The organism is Nocardia coffeae (assembly GCF_019890715.1).
Taxonomy (GTDB): Bacteria; Actinomycetota; Actinomycetes; order Mycobacteriales; family Mycobacteriaceae; genus Nocardia; species Nocardia jiangxiensis.
This window is the reverse complement of sequence record NZ_JAINZY010000008.1, coordinates 270,719-293,127: the sequence shown is the minus strand read 5'-3', so window position 1 is coordinate 293,127 and position 22,409 is coordinate 270,719. Positions and strand designations below refer to the sequence as shown.

Annotated in this window: 1 protein-coding gene (cut by both window edges); it reads right to left on the bottom strand. The window is 68.8% G+C overall.

All 22,409 nt of this window come from inside a single coding sequence — locus tag K7711_RS27845, C2 family cysteine protease (RefSeq protein WP_222972410.1), on the bottom strand. Of the gene's 46,029 coding nucleotides, 15,158 precede the window and 8,462 follow it; the stretch shown corresponds to coding positions 15,159-37,567 (codon 5,053, partial, through codon 12,523, partial); reading right to left, the first codon wholly in view occupies positions 22,406 to 22,408. Both codon boundaries (start and stop) fall beyond the window edges.

Genomic DNA, 22,409 nt, shown 5'->3' with positions numbered 1-22,409 from the left:
CGGCGGACTTCCTGTGCGCGGGCAGTTCCAGCGGAGTCGCGATCGCCGGGAACTTCCGCGCCCGTTCCGCAGGGGTGAGCCGTTCCAGCCGCTCGGTGTCGGCCAGGACCGGCGCTTCGAGCAAGGTCGGGTCGAACGCCGCCGGGGTGGCCTGCCGCGTCGGCTGGGTCGCCTGATCGTGGTCGGCGGACAGCTGCTCCAGCAGGTGCTCACCGAAGTACGAACCGTCACCGGAATCGGCCGGATCGGTTCGCGTGCCGGACATCTCGGCGAGCAAGCTGCCCAAAGGATTGCCGTCTGACTCGGAGTCGCTCTCTCGCGCATGGAGATTCGGTGTGAAGGCCGCACGGCCGCTCGTGCCGCTCGCCACCGCCGGTAGCTGCCCGAGATCGACGGAGACGTTTCTGCTGTGGTCGGTGGTCGAGCCGTCACGTTGTGCTTCAACGGAATTCGACTCGATCGACGCGTCGTCCGGACCCGGCTGCCGTATCCGGGAGCCGTCACCGGAATCGGTCGCGACCGGTCGCGTCGGCGGACCTCGGTCGACGGGCGTGGCGAACCGCGGCGTCGAGGGAAGTCGCACGGCCGGTGTGGGGTGTGTGACGGTAGCGCGCGTGGCACTTCCGTTACCCGGCCGGATCTGGTCCCCGGTCCGGGGCTGTGCGGGCTGTTCCAGGCCGGGCATCGACAGCTCCGGCCGCTGGGCGTTCGAGGATTCCAGCTCCGGCGCGGCGCGCGTCTTCCCGGCGGCAGTACCGCCGCGCACGGCCGCAGGCCCGTATGCGGCGTACACACCGGCGCCACCGGCCGAGATGAAATCGAATTTCGGCGCGTGCCGCACCGCGACCGCGAGCACGCCCATGCGCGGCGGGAAGGCTCGATACCATTGCAGGTCAACGGGATTCGGGTCGCTGAGCCAGAGGGTCTTGCCCGGCTTTCGCACCCACACCGTGCTGTCGTCCTTGCGCCGGTGTTCGGTTCCGTCGGGCGAACGTCGTAGTACTTCACCGTTGTGCAGGACCTGGTATTCCGTCCCGTCCGGCGTGCGGGTGTACCGCCGGCCGTCGTGCGAGAGCCCGCGCACCGTCCCGTCCGCGGTGCGCCGGAACTCCGTGCGGCCGGTGGGCGTGAAGTAGTCCGAGACCAGACCGTGCAGCGCGCCGCCGGGCGCCCGGCCCGTCGTGGAATCCGGGACGGCCCAGTACTCGATGCCCTCGACCCAGTCCTTGCGATACCGGACGCCGTCCTTGTCGGTGGTGTGCCCCGACGTGGCGGAATCGAGGCGGTATTCGACACCGTCGATCGGGACCGGGAACCGGCCGTTCTTGTCGTGCGGATTCTCGAGCAAGATGTGCGTCGGCTTTCCGCCGCGGTCGCGTTCCACGCCGACGGCCCCGTAGACGTGATTGCCGATCAGCCCCGGCACCACGGTGCGGTTCTCCGTGCCGGGACCGAACGCCAGGGTGGACATCGTCACCGCGGTGCCGCGTTTGCGCAGGTAGTCGATCCGCTCGGCGAGGTTCTGTCCCGCGGCGATATCGGCGGCGCCCAGCACACGGTCCTTGTCCGCCCCCGCGTACACGCGGCCCAGGTATTCCGCGAGGGCGTCCTTCTCGTTCTGCCATTGCCCCGGTGTCCGCTCGGGCACGAAGGTGTCCAGGAATTTGCGCACGCCCTGCGGGGTGTCCGGATCCTCGGTCGCGCGCCACTTCGCCCGCGCCGCCTTCCGGGCGTTGACGGCGGCGGTGGAGTTGCCCGGGTAGGTCTGCCGAAATTCCTGCCACTTGGCTTCGGACAGCCGGTCCGCCGCCTCCTGCCAGCGCTCGTAGGACCGGGCGATCTCCTCGGCGAATTCGCGATCGGACCCGGGCCCCAGCAATTCGTGCACGGTGTCCGCGTCGAACCGGGCCGGATGCAGCGGGAACTCGTTGACCGCGCGGGTCCGCTGCCGCGTCCAGCCGCCCGGCTCGTGATGCGCGCGCCCGAGGCGGACCGGTACGTCCGCGAAGGTGCCCCGGATCCCCTCGTAGCCGTCGATCCCGCCGAACTTCTGGGCGTACGCCTTCTCGATGATCGCCGCCCACAGCGGCTGCCCCGGGCGATGCCGGGCGAAGAGTGTGTCGCCGGATACCGCGTCCACGGTGAGCTGCTTGGTGACCCGCTCCCATTCGGGTGTGCCGTCCGCGAAGAATCGCACGCTCGCGGTCCCGTCGCCGTGGTCGGTCACCATGTCCACGAGCGACTGCGGATCGTCGATCGACATGGCCTTCAGCGTGGCCAGCAGGCCGCAGTCCCCGAGTTCGCCCTGGACCACGTCGCGCGGCGACGGCCACAGCAGCGCACCGGACGGTGCGGTATCGAAGATCGGATCGTCGCTCCGATCCGACAGCGTCGGGAGTTGCGACAGCACGGTGTGCGGGATCTCGGCCCGGTACCACGTCTGTGACCTGCGGAATTTGATCCACCGCGAGGTACCCGGCCCCGGCTTGACCACCATCCGGGTGTCGTCGGCGATGTCGACCACCTCTCGCGCGCCGGTGGTCGCGTTGTGCGCGAGCACTCGGGTCGTCCGAGCGAGGACATTCCATCGCAGCCTGCCGGTGGAGGTACGCAGGAAACTCGTCCGGAACTGGGCGTCCGGCAACAGTTCGACGGGTATCCGCTGGATCTTGCTGTCGTCGGTCTCGAATTCGTAGTGCGCGATACCACCGGGAGGTGTGCGCTTCTTGGCCTTCGCTCGGCCGCTGTGGACAAGATTGATCGCGTTACCGGCGTCGTCGACGAACGTCACGGACCGGCTCGCGCCGTATACCGGGATCGGCACCGCGAGCGTCGGGAATCTCCGTTCCTTCTCGGCGTCGTCGAGATTCTCCAGGCGTTCGCTCGGATCCAATATCGGTGGCGCGAGCAACTTCTCGTCGAACGTCGCCGGGAAACCTTCGCTATCCGGCTGCTGATGCGTCGCGGGATCGAAATCGGCGGCGAGCTGATCCCGGAGGTGCTCGCCGAAATACGAACCATCCCGAGGTTCGAATGCCTGAGCGGCCAGCCGCGACGCGAATGTGCCGGGCTGAGTGGACATCGCCGTGAAACCACCCGCGGTGAGATGCGTGCGTGGCGTAACCACGGCCGGCCTCGGCTCCAGGAAGTCCTGCAAGCCGGGCAGTCCGCCGGGGCCGGACTCGGGTCCGCCGTCGCGGCGGGTGCCGGTGCGGGGCGGCGCGAGTATTGCCCGGGCGCGTTCGAGTGCCGCTGTTCGTGCGGTCAGCCGCGGCGGCAGGGTTCTGAAACTGCCGTCGACCCAGCGGAATTCGGGGGGCAGGATCAGGCCGCGGGCCTGTAGCAGTGCGAGCGGATTGTCGTTGTGCGTCGCCGGCGGGGTGTAGTGGCCGCTCTGGTGACTGATGGCGAACAGTTGCCCGTCGCGCACCTCGAGGTATCCGGCCGCGGTAACGGTCCTACTGCCGAAGAACGAGCTGTGCTGCATGGTGCCGGTCATTTTCTGTGCGGCATACAGGTTGCCGAACTCGTCCATCACGAACATCGTCCGCACATTGTCCGGCGTGTGGAATCTCCGGCCGTCGAGTGCGCGGTACAGCCTGCCGTCCGGTCCGATGAACAGGCGGTGGGATTCGCGTTCGACCTCGTCCATGTAATGGACCGGCAGGTTCCGTGGCGGCTCGGGATGGCCGGTACGTTTCCGGAGCCTGCCTTTTCGCACCGCCTCGGCCAGGCGCGCGGCGGTATCCGGTGCGAGCCGGTCGTTGAATCCGCTGTCGACCGTGATCGGTCTGGTTTCCGAGACGTATTTGTCGCGGACGGCCCGCCCCGAGAGCAGAGGTTTGCTCGCGGACGCCAGTATCTCGGTGAATTTCGGTGGGATCCGCTCCTTGGGAACGACGGGACCGGATGTGGCGAAGTACCGGCGGCCGGTCGGTCGCGTCGTGGAGAACAATCTGCCGGTCCGGGTGGCGCCGATTTCGTAGTGGCCGTCGGAGAATCGCTTCAAGAACATCGTCGGGTCGGTCTTGCGGCCGTGTAGAAGCAAGGTCGTGCTGCCGTCCGGGTGTTCGATGCGGAGATTCAGTTCCCGGAGCCGTGCCGTGACGTTCAGGATGAGATCGAAGCTGCCCGAGTCGGCGTCGCTCGTGGGGTTGTGCCCGTCGCGCAATGCGCGGATCACGGATTTCACGGTTCCCCGCTGCCCGGCGGGGAGTTGCTGTGCGTAGCGATTGGCATTCTGCGATATCTCGTACGCGATCTGGTGGCGGAGTTCGCGCGGGTTCGCGAGATTCAGTACGCCGGCCAGGGCGTCGGTGGCATGTTCGCCGCGCCACGGCATGCGAACCCAGGTTTCGGGTGCGGGGTGCACGACCGACAGTTGATCGTTGCCGGAGATGAGGTGTTCGAAGTCGCCGATGCTGATGACCTCTTCGTGGCGGTTTCCGTCCGGGCGTGCGCTGTCGAGGCGGATTTCTCCGCTCAGCAACAGGGTGGCCTCGGTCGTCTGCGCCCCGTTTCCGAAGAATACTTTCACGCCGCCGGTCAGCCGGTTGCCGCGCAGGTTGTGGAAGAACTCCTCGGCACCCATCGTGACGATCTTCGCGTTCGGATTCTCCGCTACCAGATCCGCGGCCGTACGAGCCACGACGGGCGCGTGTTCCGGTGCTGCCCGCGACGGCCCGGGGTCCGCAGGCTCGATCCCGGGGGTGCTCGTGCTGCGCTCACCGGAGGAGACCGCCTGCCCGTCGCGGATCACGGTGGGCGCGCTGTTGCTGTGTCGCGTCGGCTGCGAATGGGGATGCGGCGCGGGAACATTCGGCGCGGTGGCCCACCTCCGGCCGGTGACCTTCGCCGGTGCGGTGGTGGTTTCGGGCCCGTAGACCGAGTGCGCGGCGACGCCGCTCACCGAGATCCGCACGAACTTCGGCAGATGCTTCAGTTCGACGGTGACGATGCCGCCACGATCCGGAATCGTCTTGTCCAGATGTCCGCCGGGCGTGTTCGGATCCGGTGTTTCGATTCCGTCGGGTGTGCGCGCGACGAGTGTCCGATTCCCCTGGCCGTCGCTGACGGCCTTGTATTCGGTGCCGTCGGTGAATTTGACGTAGCGGTCGCCGTCGCGGGTGAGCCCGTATACGGTCCCGTCCCGGTCTCGCCGGTATTCGGTGGGGCCGTCGGGTGTGAAGAAGTCGCTGACCACATCGCGCAGGACGCCGTTGCGGCCGGATGCGGCGTTCTCGGCGTGGTAGTAGTGGACGCCCTCGGCCTGGTCCTCGCGGTGGCGAACACCGTCGCCGAGGTCTTCGGTTTCGGCGCGCGTGGGATCGAGACGGTATTCGATACCGGCCACCGGCCGGGGGTAGTCACGGCTGTAGTCGTGCGGATTGTCCAGCACGACCCGCGCCGGCCGGCCCCGCGGACCGCGTTCGACGCCGAGCACCGGATAGGCGTGCCCACCGACCAGGCCCGGCACGGCGTCGGTGTCCTCGGTGGTCGAGGTGAACCACTGGGTACCAAGGATTACCGTGGTGCCACGGCGGACCAGGTAATCGATACGTTCGGCGGCCCACTGTCGCACGCTGTCGTATCGGTCCGGCAGTTCCAGCGGGTTGCCGGGCCGCACATCCAGATTCGCGATGTACTCCAGGACCGCGGCGCGTTGCGCGCGCCAGTTCCGTTGCGGGGTATCCGGGAAGTCATGGCCCATCTCGTAGTCGAGCAGCCACTTGGAGGGCCATTTTCCGTTGACTTTGGTTATCGCTCGGGCGAATTCGATATCGGCGGCCGGTCCCAGCAGTTCCTGCAGCGTATCGATGTCGAGCGAGTACGGATGCAGGAAGTCTTCCGTGCGTGAGTGGAACGGGTGCCAGGTTCCCGATTCCGATTCCAGATATGCGCGTCCGAGGCGATCGGCGGTCACCGACTCGTCGTCGGTCAGCGTGTGGTAGCCGTTGCCGTGACCGAATCGCTTCGCGTACGCCTTTTCGATCAGCGCCGCCCACAGCGGCTCACCGCGACGGTGCCGGACGAAGTACCCGATGTCGTCGTCGGTGTCGACGTAGATCTGCTTGTCCACCCGAACCCATTCGGGCTCGTCGTTCTCGAAGAACCGGACGCTCACGGTGCCGTCGTCGTGTTCGTGGATCATGTCCAGGATCGCTTGCGGGTGGTCGATCGCCAGCGCCTTCAACGGGGCCAGCATCGCGCAGTCCCCGGCCATGCCCTGTCGCACATCCCCGGGCGCCGTCCGGAATCTACCGTCCACCGTGGTGCCGAACAGGGGATCGCCGCTGCGGTCGACGAGTTCGGGCATGCGTTCGGGCAGGAGTTCGCGTGGCGCCTGGAAGTCGAGCCATTCGGAGTCGCTGGGGCGTTTGATCGACCATGACGAGCCGTGCGGTATCGCGACCGCCGTCATAGTGGACGGAACAGCGACAACGGCCGAATCGCCGCGAGATGTGCTGCCCTGGAAGCGGATTCCGGACAGGGGCACGGACCACGTCAACGTACCGGAGGCGCCGTCGGGCCCGTCCGGCCGGAACGTGAAGTTCTCGTTCAGCAGCGCGACCGGAATATCGGCGGTCGTGCCGTCGTGGGTTCTGATCGTGTAACGCGCTTCGCCGTCGTCGCCCTCGGTCCGGACGACCGATTCACGTCCCTTCGTGCGGAGCCGGAACGATCGGCCGGTGCGGTCCACCACCGTCAGGAGCGGACGCCCGCTCGGGGTCTGCTGATCGGGCAGGTTGATCGGGATCCCCAGTGCGGGGAATTTCTTCTCCAGGTCCTCGGCGGAGAGTTGGTCCAGGCGCTCTGCGTCGGCGAGTTCGTCGGGCCGCAGGAGTTCCCGGCTGAATTTCGGCTCGAAGGCTTTTCGTTCCGGCGGCGCGCGCACGGCGCCGTGCTGTGCGGACAGTTGATCGGTGAGGTGGTCGCCGAGGTAGGAGCCGTCGCCGGGCTCGAAGCTCCTCGACGGCCTGGTCTGACGCGGAGCCTGGTGCTCGGAGTTCAACTGGCGGAACAGATTGCGTCCGAAGTAGGTGCCGTTGCGCGGCTCGAAGGCGGGTGTCGTGCGAGGAGGCGCCGGTGCGTGCTCGGCGTGCACGGAACCGGTCTCACCGCCCTCTTGGTCGGCCTCGCTGTCCTGCCATGCGTAATCCGATACCGACTCATCGCTGGTGACCGATATCGCGTCGTTCTCCGGCGCAGTATGACTCACCATATTACCCATGGGCGCAGCATGATTCAGTCCGAGGACGTTGCGCACGCCTTCGGCCAGCGAGCCGAATCGAGTGTCGTCGCCGGTGTCCGCTTCGATGACGCCTCGCTGCGAAGGCGGTGTGTTCTCCTGCGGCTCATCGGGGTTCGGCGTGGGGGAGGTGTCGGCCGGGGCGGCGCGCACCGACATCGACCGGAATTTCGGCAGATGCTCGAGCCCGATCCGAACCAGGCCACCCGGCCTCGCGACGGTCATATCCCGTTCCAGGACAAGAGGAGTCGGATCGGTCCGCCAGGAGGTCCCCGGCTTCTTGATCATGAAAGTGCCGTCCCAGCTCGCCCGGTACCTGGTTCCGTCGGGGTCGCGCCGGACCACCTCACCGCGGATGACCATCTGCTCGGTACCGTCCGGTGTCCGCGCGTAACGCTGTCCGTTCGCCCGCAATCCGTACAGTGTGCCGTCCGGGTCGCGACGGAATTCCGCACTACCGGTGTCGGGATGGGTGAAGATGTCACTGACCATGGCCAATCGGCCGCCGGGGCCGCGTCCGGCCTGGTCGGTGGTGACCCTCAGGTACTCGGTGCCGTCGGCCGGATCGATGCGCGACCAGATGCCGTCGCCGACCAGGGTGTAACCGGTCGGTCGCGGATCGAGCCGATACTCGATCCCGTCTCCCGGAGCTTGCTGGTTGCCGACGACATCCTGCGTGTGTTCGAGCAGGATCCCGGCCGGATCACCGGTGTGCGGGTCGTACTCCACACCACGCACCGAATACGGCTGATCGCCCAGCAAGCCCGGGACGTCGGGATCGTCGTCCTGTCCGTCACCGTTGTGGAACGGATGCGTCCCCAGCTCGACCGAGTTGCCGTTCCGCATCAGCTCGTGGATCTGCTGGGCGACCGCGCGTCCGGCGACCAGCTGTTCGTCGCCGAGCGTGCGCTCCTCCTGCGATTCGTCGTTCAGCACGTCGAAATACTCTGCGAGGGTGGCCTTCTCCGCTGCCCACCGACCGGGGAACCGCTCGTCGAGATACTGCCGGAACTCCTCGCCCGAGGCGGTGTCGGTCGCCGTCTGTTTCCATCGGTCGTAGGTTCCGGCGAGCTGGTCGGCGAACGCGCGGTCGGCGTCGGGGCCCAGCAGGCCGTGCAGCGTGTTCGCGTCGAACCACAGCGGGTGCATCGGATTCTCGGTGCGGTTCGTGTCACTCTCGGACGTGCGGGGAGGCGCCGTATCGTCGACGGTCGCAGCATGATTCACGTCGCCGGCGGGCATGGTCAGCGGATCGTGTTGCGTGACAACGCCGGACGAGATCGGCGCGGCCGTGGAGGCGGCGGCGGGCAGGGGGCCGTACGCGGCGTACGCGCCGAAACCGCTGGCTTGCAGGCTCGTGAACTTCGGCAGATGTTCGATGCCGACAGCGACCAGGCCGCCGCGGCGCGGGATCGTCATATCGCGTTGGGGGGCAACGGGGTTCGGTTCGGGAGACCAGGTCTGCGTGCCGGGTGGCCGCAGTACGGTCTCGCCCGAGACCTTGCTCCAGTGCTCGACGCCGTCGGGGGAACGCCGGTAGCCGCCGTCGGGCAGCACCTTGTATTCCGTGCCGTCCGGCATGCGAGCCCACCGTTCGCCGTTCCCGGCGAATCCGTACACCGTCCCGTCCCGGTCGCGGCGGTACTCGGTGGGGCCGGTGGGTGTGAAGAAATCGCTCACCACGTCGCGCAGCACGCCGTCGCGGCCGGCCGAACCGTCCTCGACCCGGAAGTAGTCGACCCGCTCGTCCTCGTCCCGGCGGTGCCGGACACCGTCGACGGCTTGGCCGTAACCGATTCCCTTCGGATCGAGCCGGTACTCCATGCCCGGCTGCGGTGCGAGGTAGAAACCGTTGTTGTCGTGCGGATTTTCGATCAGGATCCGCAGCGGGTCACCCCGCGGCGCGTCGTACTCGACGCCGACGACCGAGTACGCGTGCGACCCATACAGACCCGGCGCTCCCGTGCGGTTCTCCCGGCCCGGACCGTAACGTCCTGTGCCGAGCACCACGGTCGTATCGCGCCCCCGCATGTAATCGATGCGCCGGGCGATCTCCTGCGCCGCGATCCGGTAGCGGTCATCCAGTCGCAGCGTCGCGATCGGGACGGCGGTCGTGCCGGCGTAGTAGGCCTCCAGAGCCGCCTTCTCCTGCTCCCACCGGCCGGGGAACTTCGTGTCCAGGTAATGCCGAAGTCCCTGTCCGGCATCGGGCGAGGTCCGCCATGACTCGTAGGTGTCGGCGATGCTGCGGGCGAATTCGGGATCGCTGCCCGGACCCAGCACGCCGAGCAGGGTGTCGGTGTCGAGGTGGAGCGGATGCAACGGCATGTGCATGATCGACCGCATCGGCCGCCACTGGCCGGTCCGCAGCTCCCAGTACGGGCGGCCGAGCCGTTCCATGATCTGCGCGGGCGGTTCGAGCACGTCGCGGTACCCGTCGCCGTCGCCGAACTGCTGAATGTACGCCTTCTCGATCATGGCCGCCCACAGCGGCTCACCCGGTTGGTGCTGGATGAAATAGCCCTGCGTGGTGCCGGGTTTGACGTAGATCTGCTTCTCCACCCGCACCCATGTGGGTCGTCCGCCGGTGAAGAACCTGACCTGGACCGTGCCGTCGCCGACGTCGTGCAGCATGTCGACGATCGCCTGCGGATGGTCCGCGGCCAGCGCCTTGAGCGGTGCGATCAGTCCGCAGTCGCCGGCCGCGCCCTGCCGCGCATCCTGCGGTACCGGCCGCAGCACACCCGAGGGCGAGGTGCCGAACAGCGGATCCCCGTGCCGGTCGGCCGGTTCCGCGATCCGGGGCAGCACACTCTCGTGGGGACGGACCAGGAACCAGCCCGGACTTCCGGGCCGCTTGATCCACCGCGCCCCGTTGTTCGCGGGCCTGGTCACCAGGACCGGAAATGTGGACAGGACCGGGATCGCGACCTGGCGGCCCATGGTGTCGAAGCCGAGGATGCGCGTCTGGCCGCCCTTGCCGTCCCAGCGCAGGGTGCCCGTCGCGGCGCCCGGCTGATCCGGGGTGAAGGCGAAGTCGCTCAGCAGCGGATACGGAATCTGCCGGACCTGGCCGCCGGGCATCGGGAACTCGTAGTACTGGGCCCGGCCGGGCGGTGTGACCAGGGTGGCCCGCATCGCGCCCGCCGCGCCGAACCGGTACGTATTGCCCGCGAGGTCGGCCACGCGCAGCACGTCCTCGCCGTTCGCCCCCTTCTGCTCGGGCACCCGGACCTGCACACCGGGCACCGGGAGGGTCTGCGCGTGCCGGGCCGGATCGAGGTTCTGCCGGAGTTCGGTGGCGGGCACCTGCGGCGGCGTGAGCAGGTTCGGGTCGAAGGTCGCCTCGAATGTCTTGCGTTGCCGCTGCGGGTGATTCGCGTGACCGGGCTCGGATGCCAGCTGCGCGTGCAGGTGAGCACCGAAATAGGTGGGGTCCGCGATCGCTTCGGCGGCGGCGTTCGCGCGGCGCAGCGCGCGCTCGGCCCGCAGGTCCTGCGCGGGGTCCGCCGGGGCCTGTAGTGCGGGCCGCACGACCTCGACGCGGTCCACGCCCAACGCCGCGTGCTCGGCCCGCAGATAGTTCCGGAAACTCCGGAAGCTGCGCTGCTGGGTCGCACCCGAGACGTCACCGCTGCCGGTGCGGCGCACCTTGCGCGACCCCGAATCCGACGGCGGCAACCGGTGCGCGCTCGGCATCCGCACGGAGTGACCGTCCACGACGGCCTCGATCTCACCGTTCGGCGTGTGCAGCACAATCTTTGTGCCACTGGGGAATTCGTCCGAATCGGTGCGGGACAGGAAATCCGTGACCCCGGTGATGTCGCGCTGCTCGCCCGCGTCGGCCGGCCGCGTCGCGCTGCCGGCAGCGGCCGTGGGTACCGGGCGTGAACCATCCCGCCCCGGGCGCGGTGCGTGCCGGGTCTGCGCCGGTGCGTTGGTCCGTTCGTTCCGGTACAGCGCGTGCGCGGCGGGGCCGGACAGGCCGAGGAAGGAGAATTTCGGCAGGTTCACCAGGTCGACCGCGACGATGCCGCCTCGGGTCGGGGTCGTCGGGTGCGCCGGATCCCGGCGGTGCGGATCGAGTGACCACTCGGTGTCCCCGGGGCGTTTCACCCGTTTGACGCGCCGGGAGTCGGTCCGGTACTCGGTGCCGTCGCTGGTGCGCCACGACAGGGTGCCGTCCGGTTCCTCCCGGTAGATCGTGTCGGACAGGTCCTGGAAGTACCGGATGCCCTGCGGGGTGATGCGGTACTCGGTGTAGACGACCTCGTCCGGATCGTCGGGATCCTGATACGGGTCGCGGCGGTATCGGGTGCCGTTGGCGTACGTGCCGTACTGCTTGCCGTCCGCTGCCACGCGATGCCGGGTGCCGCCCGGTGCGATCGGGGTTTCCGGTTCCGGGTCGAGGCGGTACTCGAGGCCGGGGGCCGGTGGGATGTAGCGGCCGTTGTCGTCCAGCGGGTTGTCCACCAGGATCCGGATCGGGTTGCCGTACACGTCGCGCTCGACCGCGGCGACGGTGTAGTTGTGATGGCCGGTCAGGCCCGGCAGGGGATCGGAGTGGTCGTCCTCGGCCAGGTCCGAGTACTTGGCGATACCCAGCGTCACCGCGGTACCGCGGTGGAGCGCGTAATCGATCCGTTCGGCGACCGCCCTGGCGAGCGGATCCGCCGGGTTCGTGAATTGCCGATTTCGCGGCAGGCCGGTGGATATGGCGGAGAAATAGCTTGTCAGAGCCTCCTTTTCGGCATCCCACCGGTGTCTGTCCCCCGGGTGGTACCGGCGCAGGTAGTCGGCCAGGCTGCGGTCCAGGTAATCGCGGAATCCTTCGGGCGTGCGGGCGCTGGGGTAACGGTCGTAGACCGCGTCCTGCGCCGCGTCGGCGGACCTGCGGCTCCGGAAGCGGCGATCGATCCGGTCGAGTTCGCGGTTCCGCTTGCGGCGCTGGATGGCGCGGTCCCGCCGCCAGTGGCTGTAGCTGTCCGCCACCTGCCGGGAGAACTCGAAGTCGGCGTCGCCGTATCCGGCGAAGTTGGCGCTCACCAGTTCGTGCAGGGTGTCGACGTCGAACCGCATGGGGTGCAGGTAGTCCCCGTCGTCCACGAAGTGCACCGGCTGGCGGGCCGAGCCGTTCTCGGCCTGATAGAAGCCGGTGCTCAGGCGTTCGGCCATGACCGTGAGGTATTCGATGTGGAAATCGTGGAAGCCGTTGCCGCCGTTGAACCGGACCGCGTACGCCTTCTCGATCATCGCGGCCCACAACGGCCTGCCGGGCTGGTGCTGCACGAAATGGCCGGTATCGGTGCCCGGCGTCAGGTAGATCTGCTTGGTGACGCGCACCCACTCCGGCGTGCCGTCCACGACGAACCGGACGCTGACGGTGCCGTCCTCGTGGTCGTGGACGATCTTCTGCACATCCCCGGGGTGCGAGATGGCCATCGCCCGCAGATGCGATATCAGCGTGCAGTTGTCGGCATAACCCTGCGCCGCGTCCTCCGGCATCGGGCCGTACTGCCCGAAGAGCGGATCGTCGCGGCGATCGACCAGGCGCGGCACCTGGTTCATCAGCTGCGGGTCGTTGGCCGCGATCTTGTACTGCCTGGACCTGTCCGGGAACTTCAGCCACCACGAATTGTCGTGCCCGCGACGCGGTTTCATCACCAGTGACTTTTCGGGCGTGACCAGGAGCGCCTCCGGCCGGCCGCGGTCGTCGGTCGCGGCGAACCGGACCTGGCCCTCGCCGACGTTCCAGGTCAGCGTCCCCTGGCTGCTCCAGCGCGAGTTGCGCTGGAAGCGCATGGTGTTGTCGTTCGCCACGATCGGGATGTAGCGGCGGTGCCGGCGGCCGTCGGACTCCCGCACCTGGATCTCGTAGGACTGATGCCCGTGCCGGTCGACGATCTTCGCCTGCGCGCTGCCGGTGGGGTTCAGCCGGGTCCGCTTGCCGTTGTGGTCGAACACGACCAGGGTCAGCTCGCCCGTGGGGCGGGGGAAGGCGAACTCGACGCCGGGCTCGGGCAGCAACTCGCGCCTGCGTCTGGGGGACAGGTTGTGCAGGAGCCGGCTCTCGCGCAGCACCGGCGGCGTGATGTCCGGGGCCGGTTCGGTGGCGCGGGCGGGCCCGGTGGCCCAGCCTTCGGGTTCGATCCGCAGCCTGCTGAACAGGTCCGCGCTGTATGCGAGGTAGTCCATGCCCGAGCTGGCCGCCGACGCGGAATAGTGCGCACCGTCCTCCGATTCGGATTCCGACTCGGACTCGGATTCCTCTTCGGATTCGGACGCGGATTCGTCCTCGGACTCGGAATCCGTTGCGGGCTCGGTATTTTGGAAGCGCCTGCTCGGATAGCCGGATGATCCGTCGGACGTCCCGGCGGCCGAATATCTCGGGTGGCCGTACTCGTGGCCCGCGCGCGGGTCCATCTCGGGTTTGGGCCAGTCGTCCGGTGCGGTCGGGGTCGACTCGCCGAAGGCGAAGTGGGTGCCGGTGCCGCGGATCGACAGGATCGCGAACTTGGTCAGATGACCGGCGTCGACGGTGAGGGTGCCACGCGGGCCGTAGGTGAGGCCGTCGATGGTCTGCGACACCTCCGGGTTCGACTCCCACGGATTCGCCAGCTCGAGCGAGATGGCGCCGTCCGCACCGGAATGCACGTTCGACACCGAATAGGCGTGGGTCCCGACCAGACCCGGATACTTGTTGGTGTTCTGCGAACCCGCGCCGAACTGTTCGGTGGACAGCAGGATCTTGTCGCCGCGGCTGCGCAGGAACCGGATCAGGTCCGCGACGTGTCGGCGCGCGACGGAACTGGTCACGGTCTTCGCTGGATCGCTGACGTGGCGGAGATAGTCGAGCAGGGCGTCGATCTCGGCCCGCCAGTTCGCCCGATCCACCGGATTCAGGTGGTAGTTCAGGAAATTCCGGAAACGTTCGACCGAGTGTTCCCGGTTCCGGTTCCAGGTCGGCTCCAGCTCGCCGAGTCGCTGCGCGAATGCGAAGGCCGAGTCCGGGTCCGCGTGCGGGCCGAGCTGCTCGACGAGCAGCTCGTGCAGCGTGTCGACGCCGAACCGCATCGGATGCAGGAACGTCACCAGGTCGATGCTGCGCACCGGCTGGCGCACGCCCGAGGCGTTCACCTCGTACGGCGGCAGCAACTCCAGCATCGCCCGCGCGGGGAAGCCGCCCCGGATCGCCTGGAAGCCGCCGCGCCGGACCGCGTACGCCTTCTCCACGAGCGCGGGCCACAACGCGCGACTCGGGTCGTGCGCGGCGTAGATCATCCGGCCGTGCGCGTCGGTGAACAGATCCCGGTTGACCCGCACCCACCGCGGCGCGCCCCGAGGGGTGAAGAACCGCACCGCGACGCTGCCGTCCGGATATTCGACGATCATGTCCCGGATGGCCTGGGGGGCGCCCGCGGCGATGTTCTTCAGCGGCGCGATCAGATAGCAGTCCCCGGCCCGGCCCTGCGCCGCATCACCCGGCACGGGGCCCTCGTCGCCGAATACCCGACCAGCCGCCCGCGCGATCGTGCGGCCGAGACTCCACAGTTCGTGTTCCGAGACCCGGATGTTCCCGTCCAACACCGGTTCGCCGCCGATCCCGATGTCCAGGGATATCGACGTACCGGCCGGAATGTGCCTCGCGTCCTCCGGCGTCATCCGGCGCAGCCCCATGAACTTGTCGGCGGCGGCCCGGGAGGTCCAGGTGGTCGGCGTCCTCCAGCGGTACAGCCCGTCGGCGCCGGGGCCGAATACGGTCAACTCGCCCAACAGGTCTCGGTGTACCGAGTGGACCGGTGCATCGGGGTCGTCACCGAGCCACACCGTCAGCAGGTCCGGGTTCTCGGCGTTGTCGATGCCCTGCAACTCCTGGCCCGGAAAGACGGTCAGCAGGCGACCGTCGTGGTCCGCGATGGCCAGCCGGTCGTCCGGCACGGTGATCGTGGAACCGGGCATCGCCTGGATCGGCGGCGGATGGACCGGCTCGCCGAACGGCCGCACCGACACCGTCATATCGGCGTGGATATCGGGCCGCAGCAGCGCATATGCCTTCTGCGCCAACGCCGCCCACAGAGGTTCACCATCGGTGTGCCCGGCGTGCGTCGGCGCTCCGGACGAGTCGTGCAGCAGCCGCCGATCCACTCGCACCCAGTGCGGCCGGCCGTCGATGAAGTACCGCACCCCGACCGTCCCGTCGGGGTATTCGTGGAACATCTCGACCAGCGCCTGCGGATCGCGCTCGGCGATTCGGCCGAGGTTGTTCATCAGGACCCGCTGGTCCGCCCAGGCGCCCGGCCGTGCGTCCGATGCCCGCGGCACCGGCGTCGAATCGACCGTCGTGAACAGCGGACCGGTGTGCGTGACCAGCGTGGCGGCGGCCGCGGGTCCGCCCAGGCCCAGCGCGTGCACGGCATCGTCCGGGATCACCACGTTGGAAGCGAGATTCTCGATCCGCAGGCTGCCGGGCGTCCGCGCCGGGCGGGTCGCCAGCAACTCGCCGACGCCCAGCTCCACCACGCCCTTGTCGTAGTACACCAGCTGGGTGTACGGGTTGCCGGACCTGTCGCGTCGCGGCGTACCCGCCTGCGCGCCATCGGGACCCGCGGTCCAGTCGAGCCGGCCGAGCAGTTCGGTGCGCACCCACCGCGGCCTCGCGGACGGGTCCGAACTCACGCGGATCAGCGCATTGCCGTTGATGTCCCGGCCGTCCCACAGGATATGGTCCGCGGGGCCGACCACCACCGCTTGCCCGCCTCGGGCGATCAACACGGTGTTCCTGGTTTCTCCGATCGTATCCGCTTGCTGCACAGCCAGATTCGGTGGCGGCGTCGAGGAGTGTGAGTCGCGTCCGGCGCGAGGATCGGTGGTCCCGGTCGGTTCGGGTTCGTTCTCGAACAGCCAGCGCAGCTGGTTCTCGGCGGGGGCGTGTCCCTGGTCCACGAGATATCCGGGCCCCGGGCCTGCGTCCTCGGGGAAATCCTCCGGCTCGGCAGTGGGATGTGTCTGCGGGACAGCGGATTCCGGGGTGACCGTTTCCGGAGTGTCGGTCGGATGCGTGGTTGCGGCGGGTTCGGTCGTCGCGGGCTCGGCCGCGAGCCGCACGCGCCCGAACAACCGCCGCAACCGGGCGCGGAACCCTGTGGCGCGGGGTGCCCGTTGCGACGACAAGGGCGCTGCATCGGTTGCGGGATGGCTGCCATCCGACGTCGTGGGAGTTGATCTGCCACGCCACGACCGCAGCCCCCGCGGCATGCCGATCGGCATACGCCCGCTGGTCACGCCGCTGCTGGTCACGCGATCCGATCGGTCGTCGGCGGTGACCGAGTGCATGGCCGCCCAGGACTCGGTCCGGTCGGCCGGGAAGTCCGCGAATACCGGCCGAGGTTCCTCGCTCGTCGCGGGCGCGGTCTCGGGCGCGGTGGTCTCGTGGTCGGATCGGTGAATCGTCACGAGAGACGAATCCAGATGCGGTACGGCGGAATTCGCTGCCTCCACGGAAACGTGGAGGTCGATGCTCCGCAGCGCACCCGCAGTATCCGCGCGCCGGACGTCGGTGAATGCGGTGATCGCGGTGGCGAGCCGGTCCGGGACTTCGGTCGGTTGATCGGTGGGCTCGTCCGACCGGTTCTGCTGCACCGCACGACGTCCCGGATCGCCGATCCACAACACGGTGGCATGATTCGTCCCAGCCGGTTCGGTCAGCGAATGCTGCTGTGCCGCATCTATGATCGCGCGATTCATCGAGGAGACGCCCACGTTCTCCGGCGCGTGCCACCGCACCGCGTCGGCGGTGTCCACGTGCCCGAACGCGACCGTCGCGGCACCGGAACGCTCGCCCACGCTCTGCTCGAACGACAGCAGGTGTACCGGGGGCGCGGTGACGCCGGATCGCTGTGCGGCGATGCGTGTTTCGAGGTCCGCGGCATGCAGATCGGCGAGCGTGTTCTTCAGATCCCGCAATCGGCGCGTCGGTCCCCAGCCGAACCAGCTGCGGTTGACCAGGGCGCCGAGCCGGGCGATCTCGAGTTCGATGTACCTGCGGTTCAACGTATCCCGCACCGGCGCGGGAATGCCCTCACCGTTGCGCAGCCCGGGGAAGTCGGTGAGCAGCCGCGACTGGAATTCCGGTGCCAGATCCGCGAAATGCAGTTCGTTCCACCAGCTGTGGCCGTGTTCGCGCCACCAGTCCGCGCGCTCGGCTGCCGGAGATTCGACGTCGCCCAGACCACGCGGCTGTCCCGGCGGCCGGACGCGGTCGACCGGGCTCGTCGGTGCGCGATGCGCGAACAGCTGACTCTGCAGGGATTGGTCGACGGTGCCCGACCCGACGACGCCGCGCAGGCGATCCAGCTCGCGCCGCTCCAGGTCCAGATCCTCGCGCGCGGTTCGCAGGGTTTCGCGCGTCACCGGATCCCCGTGCCCGGAATCCGGGTGCGCGGCGGCGAATGCGTTCTCCCGCTGGGTGATCGCCTGGTTCGTCGCATCGAACCGGATCTGCTGCCGGGTGATCTCGGCCCGCTGCCGGTCCAGCTCGTTCGCCCGGTCGCGCGGCTGATCCAGGAAGTCCCGGCGGGAGAAGTTCGGATCGAGCAGAAGCCCCTGCCGCCGAAGCAGATCCAGCGCGACGTCGTTGTGCCACGGTTGCGGCTGATAGTGCCCGCTGGCGTCGCTCATCACCCGCAGCAGGCCGTCGCGCACGTCGAGCTCACCGGCCGCGGTCACGGTGCGCCCGCCCAGGAACGAGGAATGGTGCCGGACACCGAAGTCCTGGTCACCGGCATACAGGTTGCCGAACTCGTCCATCACGAATATCGCGCGGCCGAAACTGTCGTCCTGCGCGTTGTGCGCCCAGGTGGTGTCGAACGGCAGCCCGTCCACCGCCCGTCGCAACAGGCCGTCCTCGCCGACGAACAGCCGGTGCGCTTCGAGTTCCTCGGGCGTCATGTGCTCGACCGGCGTGTGGTAGTCGCGGGCGGGTGCCGCCGTCAGCGGTTTGGCGTCCGGGATCGCATCGATGCCGGTCATGGGGACGATCGGCCGGGTCTCGCCGATGTACTTGTAGAGCAGCGCCCTGCCCCCGAGCAGCGGAATCGCCGGGGAGGCCAGCATCCGGGTGCGCGGCGGCGGGATGTTCAGCGTCGCACCGGAGCGGGCGGCGAGTTCGGCGCGGTCGCGTGCGGTACTCACCGCCGTGAACAGATTGCCCTGCGGAGTGACGCCGATCTCGTAGCCGCCCTCGGATGTGCGGCGCACGAACACATTCGGGCTGTACAGCAGTGGCACCGTCGTGGACGCGGTCCCGTCCGGGTGCATGCTGACCACGTTCATGTTGAAGACCCGGGCGGCGATCTTCAGCGGCGCGTCCGCCGCCTCGGGCTCGGCCGAATTCCGATGCGCGCCAGGCTCGCCCGCCATCGTCCGGCGGGCCTCGGCCACCCAGTCGAGCGTGTCCTGCGACTTGTTCTGCTCGCGTTCCCAGTCCTCGTCGGACATCCGTCCGGCCTGCCGGATACCTCGGAATTCGGCGAGCGCGTCGCTTTCGGAGCGTTCCATCTCCGTCAGGCGCTGGTCGATCCGATTCCGGACCGCGGCGACGTCGGGCAGGTTCAGAATGCGGGCGATGGCCGCCATCAGCGGATCGCTGTCGTGCCGCACCGGTTGCCAGTGTTGCGGGACCGCCGGGGCCGCCGCGGCCGGGGTTTCGGGCTCGGCGGCGGCGGTTCGGTCCGAGACGACGAAATCGGCGGATTGTGTTGCGCCCAGGGTGGATTCGACCGTGGCACGCACGACACCGGTGTCGTCGTCGACGCCGGTGATCCGGAAGTGCGTGTCCAGGGGCAGCAGTAGATGGTTGCGGCCCTGCTCGTCGGTGGTGAGGCGGACACCTCGCGTACCGGGCGGGAGCACCAACTCCATCGGGTGCGCCCGGTCGCCCTCGCGCGCCGGGGGAGGTGTGTCATCGAGTGAGACGGTCAGGAAGCCGCGCTCGCGCCGCACACTGCCGATGAGGCTCCGCGGATCGAATTCGGTTGTGTCCCCGTGCCTTCCGGTCACGAAATTGCCGCGGACACGGATCGGTGCGGTCAGCCCGAGGTCACGGTCGGTCGCGGTGTTGAGCCGCGCGACGTGTCCCTGCACCACGTCCGGGTCGAATGCGTCGCCGATGTGCCTGATCAGGAAACCGGACCATTCGCGAACCTGCGAGACATGGTCCAGCATCCGTTCCCAGTGTGCCGCGGGATCCGCGCGGGACAACAGGTCTCGCAATATCTGCACTGTGCGCAGTTCTTCGTCGGTGGGACTCGGATTGGTCTCCAGCTCGCTGCTCAGCCGGTTCAGCTCGTTGCGCAACCCCTCGATGTCGGGGACCTTCGCGCGGCGGGGAACCAGCCGGCGCACCAGCTCGTAGTCCTGGTCCACCTCGGCGTACCACGCGGCGACCCGCTTGTCCCAGGCGTCGTCCTGCGAGGTCGATTCGGCGCGCAGCACATCATCGGCGATCGGCAGCGCCTGGTGCGCCGTCAGTGCGGTCCGCACTTCCTCCGGCAGATCCTCCGGAACGGTCGGCAGGACGATCCCGGTTCCGGTGTGTGCGCTGTTCTCCTCCGGTGCGCCGATGCGGGTGCGTCCCGGCAGTTCGGGGATGCTGTCGTCGTGGCGGCGGACGGGGCGGCTCGGCCTGCCGTCGGGGGTGTAGAGGACGGCGTGCACGCTGGCCCAGCCGGCGTTGCCGGGGGGCCTGACCCGGGCGACGTCGTGCACCCGGACGATGCCGTCGTCGTGGTGGATCATCCGGTAGGCGTGTGCGCCGACGCCGTTCGCGTTGACGGTGCGGTGTTCGCCGACGATCAGGGCTTGCGCTCCGGGACCGAGCAGGAACAGTTCCCGGGCGATCTCGTGCTCGTCCGGATAACCGCGCAACCGGCCGCGGCTGTACCACCGCAGGGCGCGTCGGGAGCGGCCGGGCAGCGACGACGGCTTCGTCGGGACGCGGATCTTGCGGCTGCCGGTCTCCCGTTTGATGCTGCCGAGGGTGTCGACGACGCATTGGAACGGGGTGTTCCCGGTGTACGTGTCCACCGACGAGTGGGTGCTGTCGGAGTAGACGGAGGAACCGTCGACGGAGGAACCGTCCTCGCGGGTGCTGCTCGTCGTGAAACGTCTGCCGAAAGCCGTTGCGCCGCTGCGCAGTAGGTTCAGCGGCCGCTGAAAGACGGTGCGGATGCGGCGGCCCGGCGCACTCCCGTCCGTCCGGATCGGCGTGGTCTGCTGCGTTGTGTCGATCGGCGTGTTCTCGAATACCGGACGTCCCGCGAGCCGGTCGGGGAGGCGCGGCAGGGGCCGTGCCGCGACATGCGTGTTCGGTGTGTACTGCGGTGTCGTGTCGAACGTCGCGGCCTCGGATATGCGTTGGATCCGCTCGTCGCCTCTGCGGCGCAGGGGCCGTGACGGGATGTGTGTGAACGGGTCGTCCCGGGTGGTTCGTATCGTCCGGTGTGGTTGCGTCGTCGGGGTGATCGGCGTGTTCTCGGAGACCGGGCGTGCCCGCAGGTTGTCCTTGCGGCGCAAGGGATGTGGCGGGATGTACGTGAACGGGTCGTCCTGCGTGGTTCGTGTGCTCTGGTGTGGCGGTGGTGCCGGGGTGATCGGTGTGTTCTCGAATACGGGGCGCGACTGCAGGTTGTCTTTGCGGCGCAGGGGCGGGGCGTAGGTGGTCCGCCGCGTCGTGCCGGTCGGCGTGCTTCCGAATTCGTTGATCGTCGGCAGTTGGGTGGTGGTGGGGCGCAGGCGTGGCCGCCGCACGGGCCGGAACGAGGCGGGTGCGAACGAGCCGTCGAGTCTGCCCGATCCGGGGACCGTCGTGTCGTGGCGTCCGATGCTGAACAGTGCGGTCTCGGACAGTTCGGGGCGTGACGCCCGCTGATCCGTCCGTGTCCGAACGGATCTGCCGCCGCGCACGGTGGTGCCGCGCGGGGGTCGGGTGAGGTCCGCTGGATCGCGGAAGGTGGTCTGTGGGCCGGGCTCCGTGGGCGCTGTTCGCCGCGGGGACCGCGGCGGGATGTCCGGCCGAGTCGTCGTCCGTTCGAACGGCGCGTCGTCGAATTCGGGAATCGCCGACAGCAGGCTGCTGGTCGTGCGCAGGCGGCGCGACGGTGTGCGCCTGAACGAGGCAGACAGGAACGAGCTGTCGGTGTGGAATGCATCGGCCTCGGATCCGGAGAACGAGGTGCCTCGGCGTCCTGAGCCGGAGGATCCGGTGTCGGACAGTTCGGTCTGCGAGATCGGGGGACCGCGCCGTGTCCGAGGGGCGCCGCGTCTGGTGATGACGCGCGGAGTTCGGGTGAGGCCCAAGGGATTCGGGAAGGGCTCCGAGCCGGACTCCGCGAGCCGGTCCCGCACCGGGGATCGTGGCCGAGTTGTCGCCCGCGTGGTCCCCGGCCGCCGCGGGGAGCGCGGGGGAATGGGCGGTTTTTCGGATCCGGGCGTGGATTCGTCGTCGGAGTCTGTGCGGAGCGTGTTTCGCAGGGCGGTGACGTCGATGGGGTCGGGTCCGGTTTCGGCGGACGGGCGCTGGGTCGACGGGGTTTCCGGGGTGTGGCGGACGACGGGTGTGTGTTCGGTTTCGTCGTCGGAGTCTGTGCGCAGGGCGTTTCGCAGGGCGGTGACGTCGATGGGTGTGTGTTCGGTTTCGGCGGACGGGCGCTGAGTGGACGGCTTCCGCGAGGTGCGGCGGACGAGGGGTGGGTTGGTGGTGGCGTCGTCGATGGGGTCGGCGAACCGCACACTCTTGTGCGGTGCGTCCGGCTCGCGCAGGCCGCCCGGCCGGCGCAATATGCCGGGTTTGGGCGGCCGTGTGGTCGCGGGCGGTAGGCCGATCGACATCGGCGCCTTTTCGCTGGTACCGGGCGCGAAGGCAGTGGCCCGGTGGTCCGTGCCGGTGGACTGTGACGTGCCGTCGCCGGATGACACGGTCTTGCTCTTGCCGGTGGGCGTGGTTTCGGCGCTCCACGGCGCGGCCGACGGGCGACCGGCGGGGAACGGATTGTGCGGATCCACTCCGGTGGTCTGATGCAGCCTCCGGTTCCAGGCGTACGACCCCCTGGCGATGGCGTTGTGAATGTCTTCGTCGGACGCTGCCGGATCGAGGGTCCGGAAG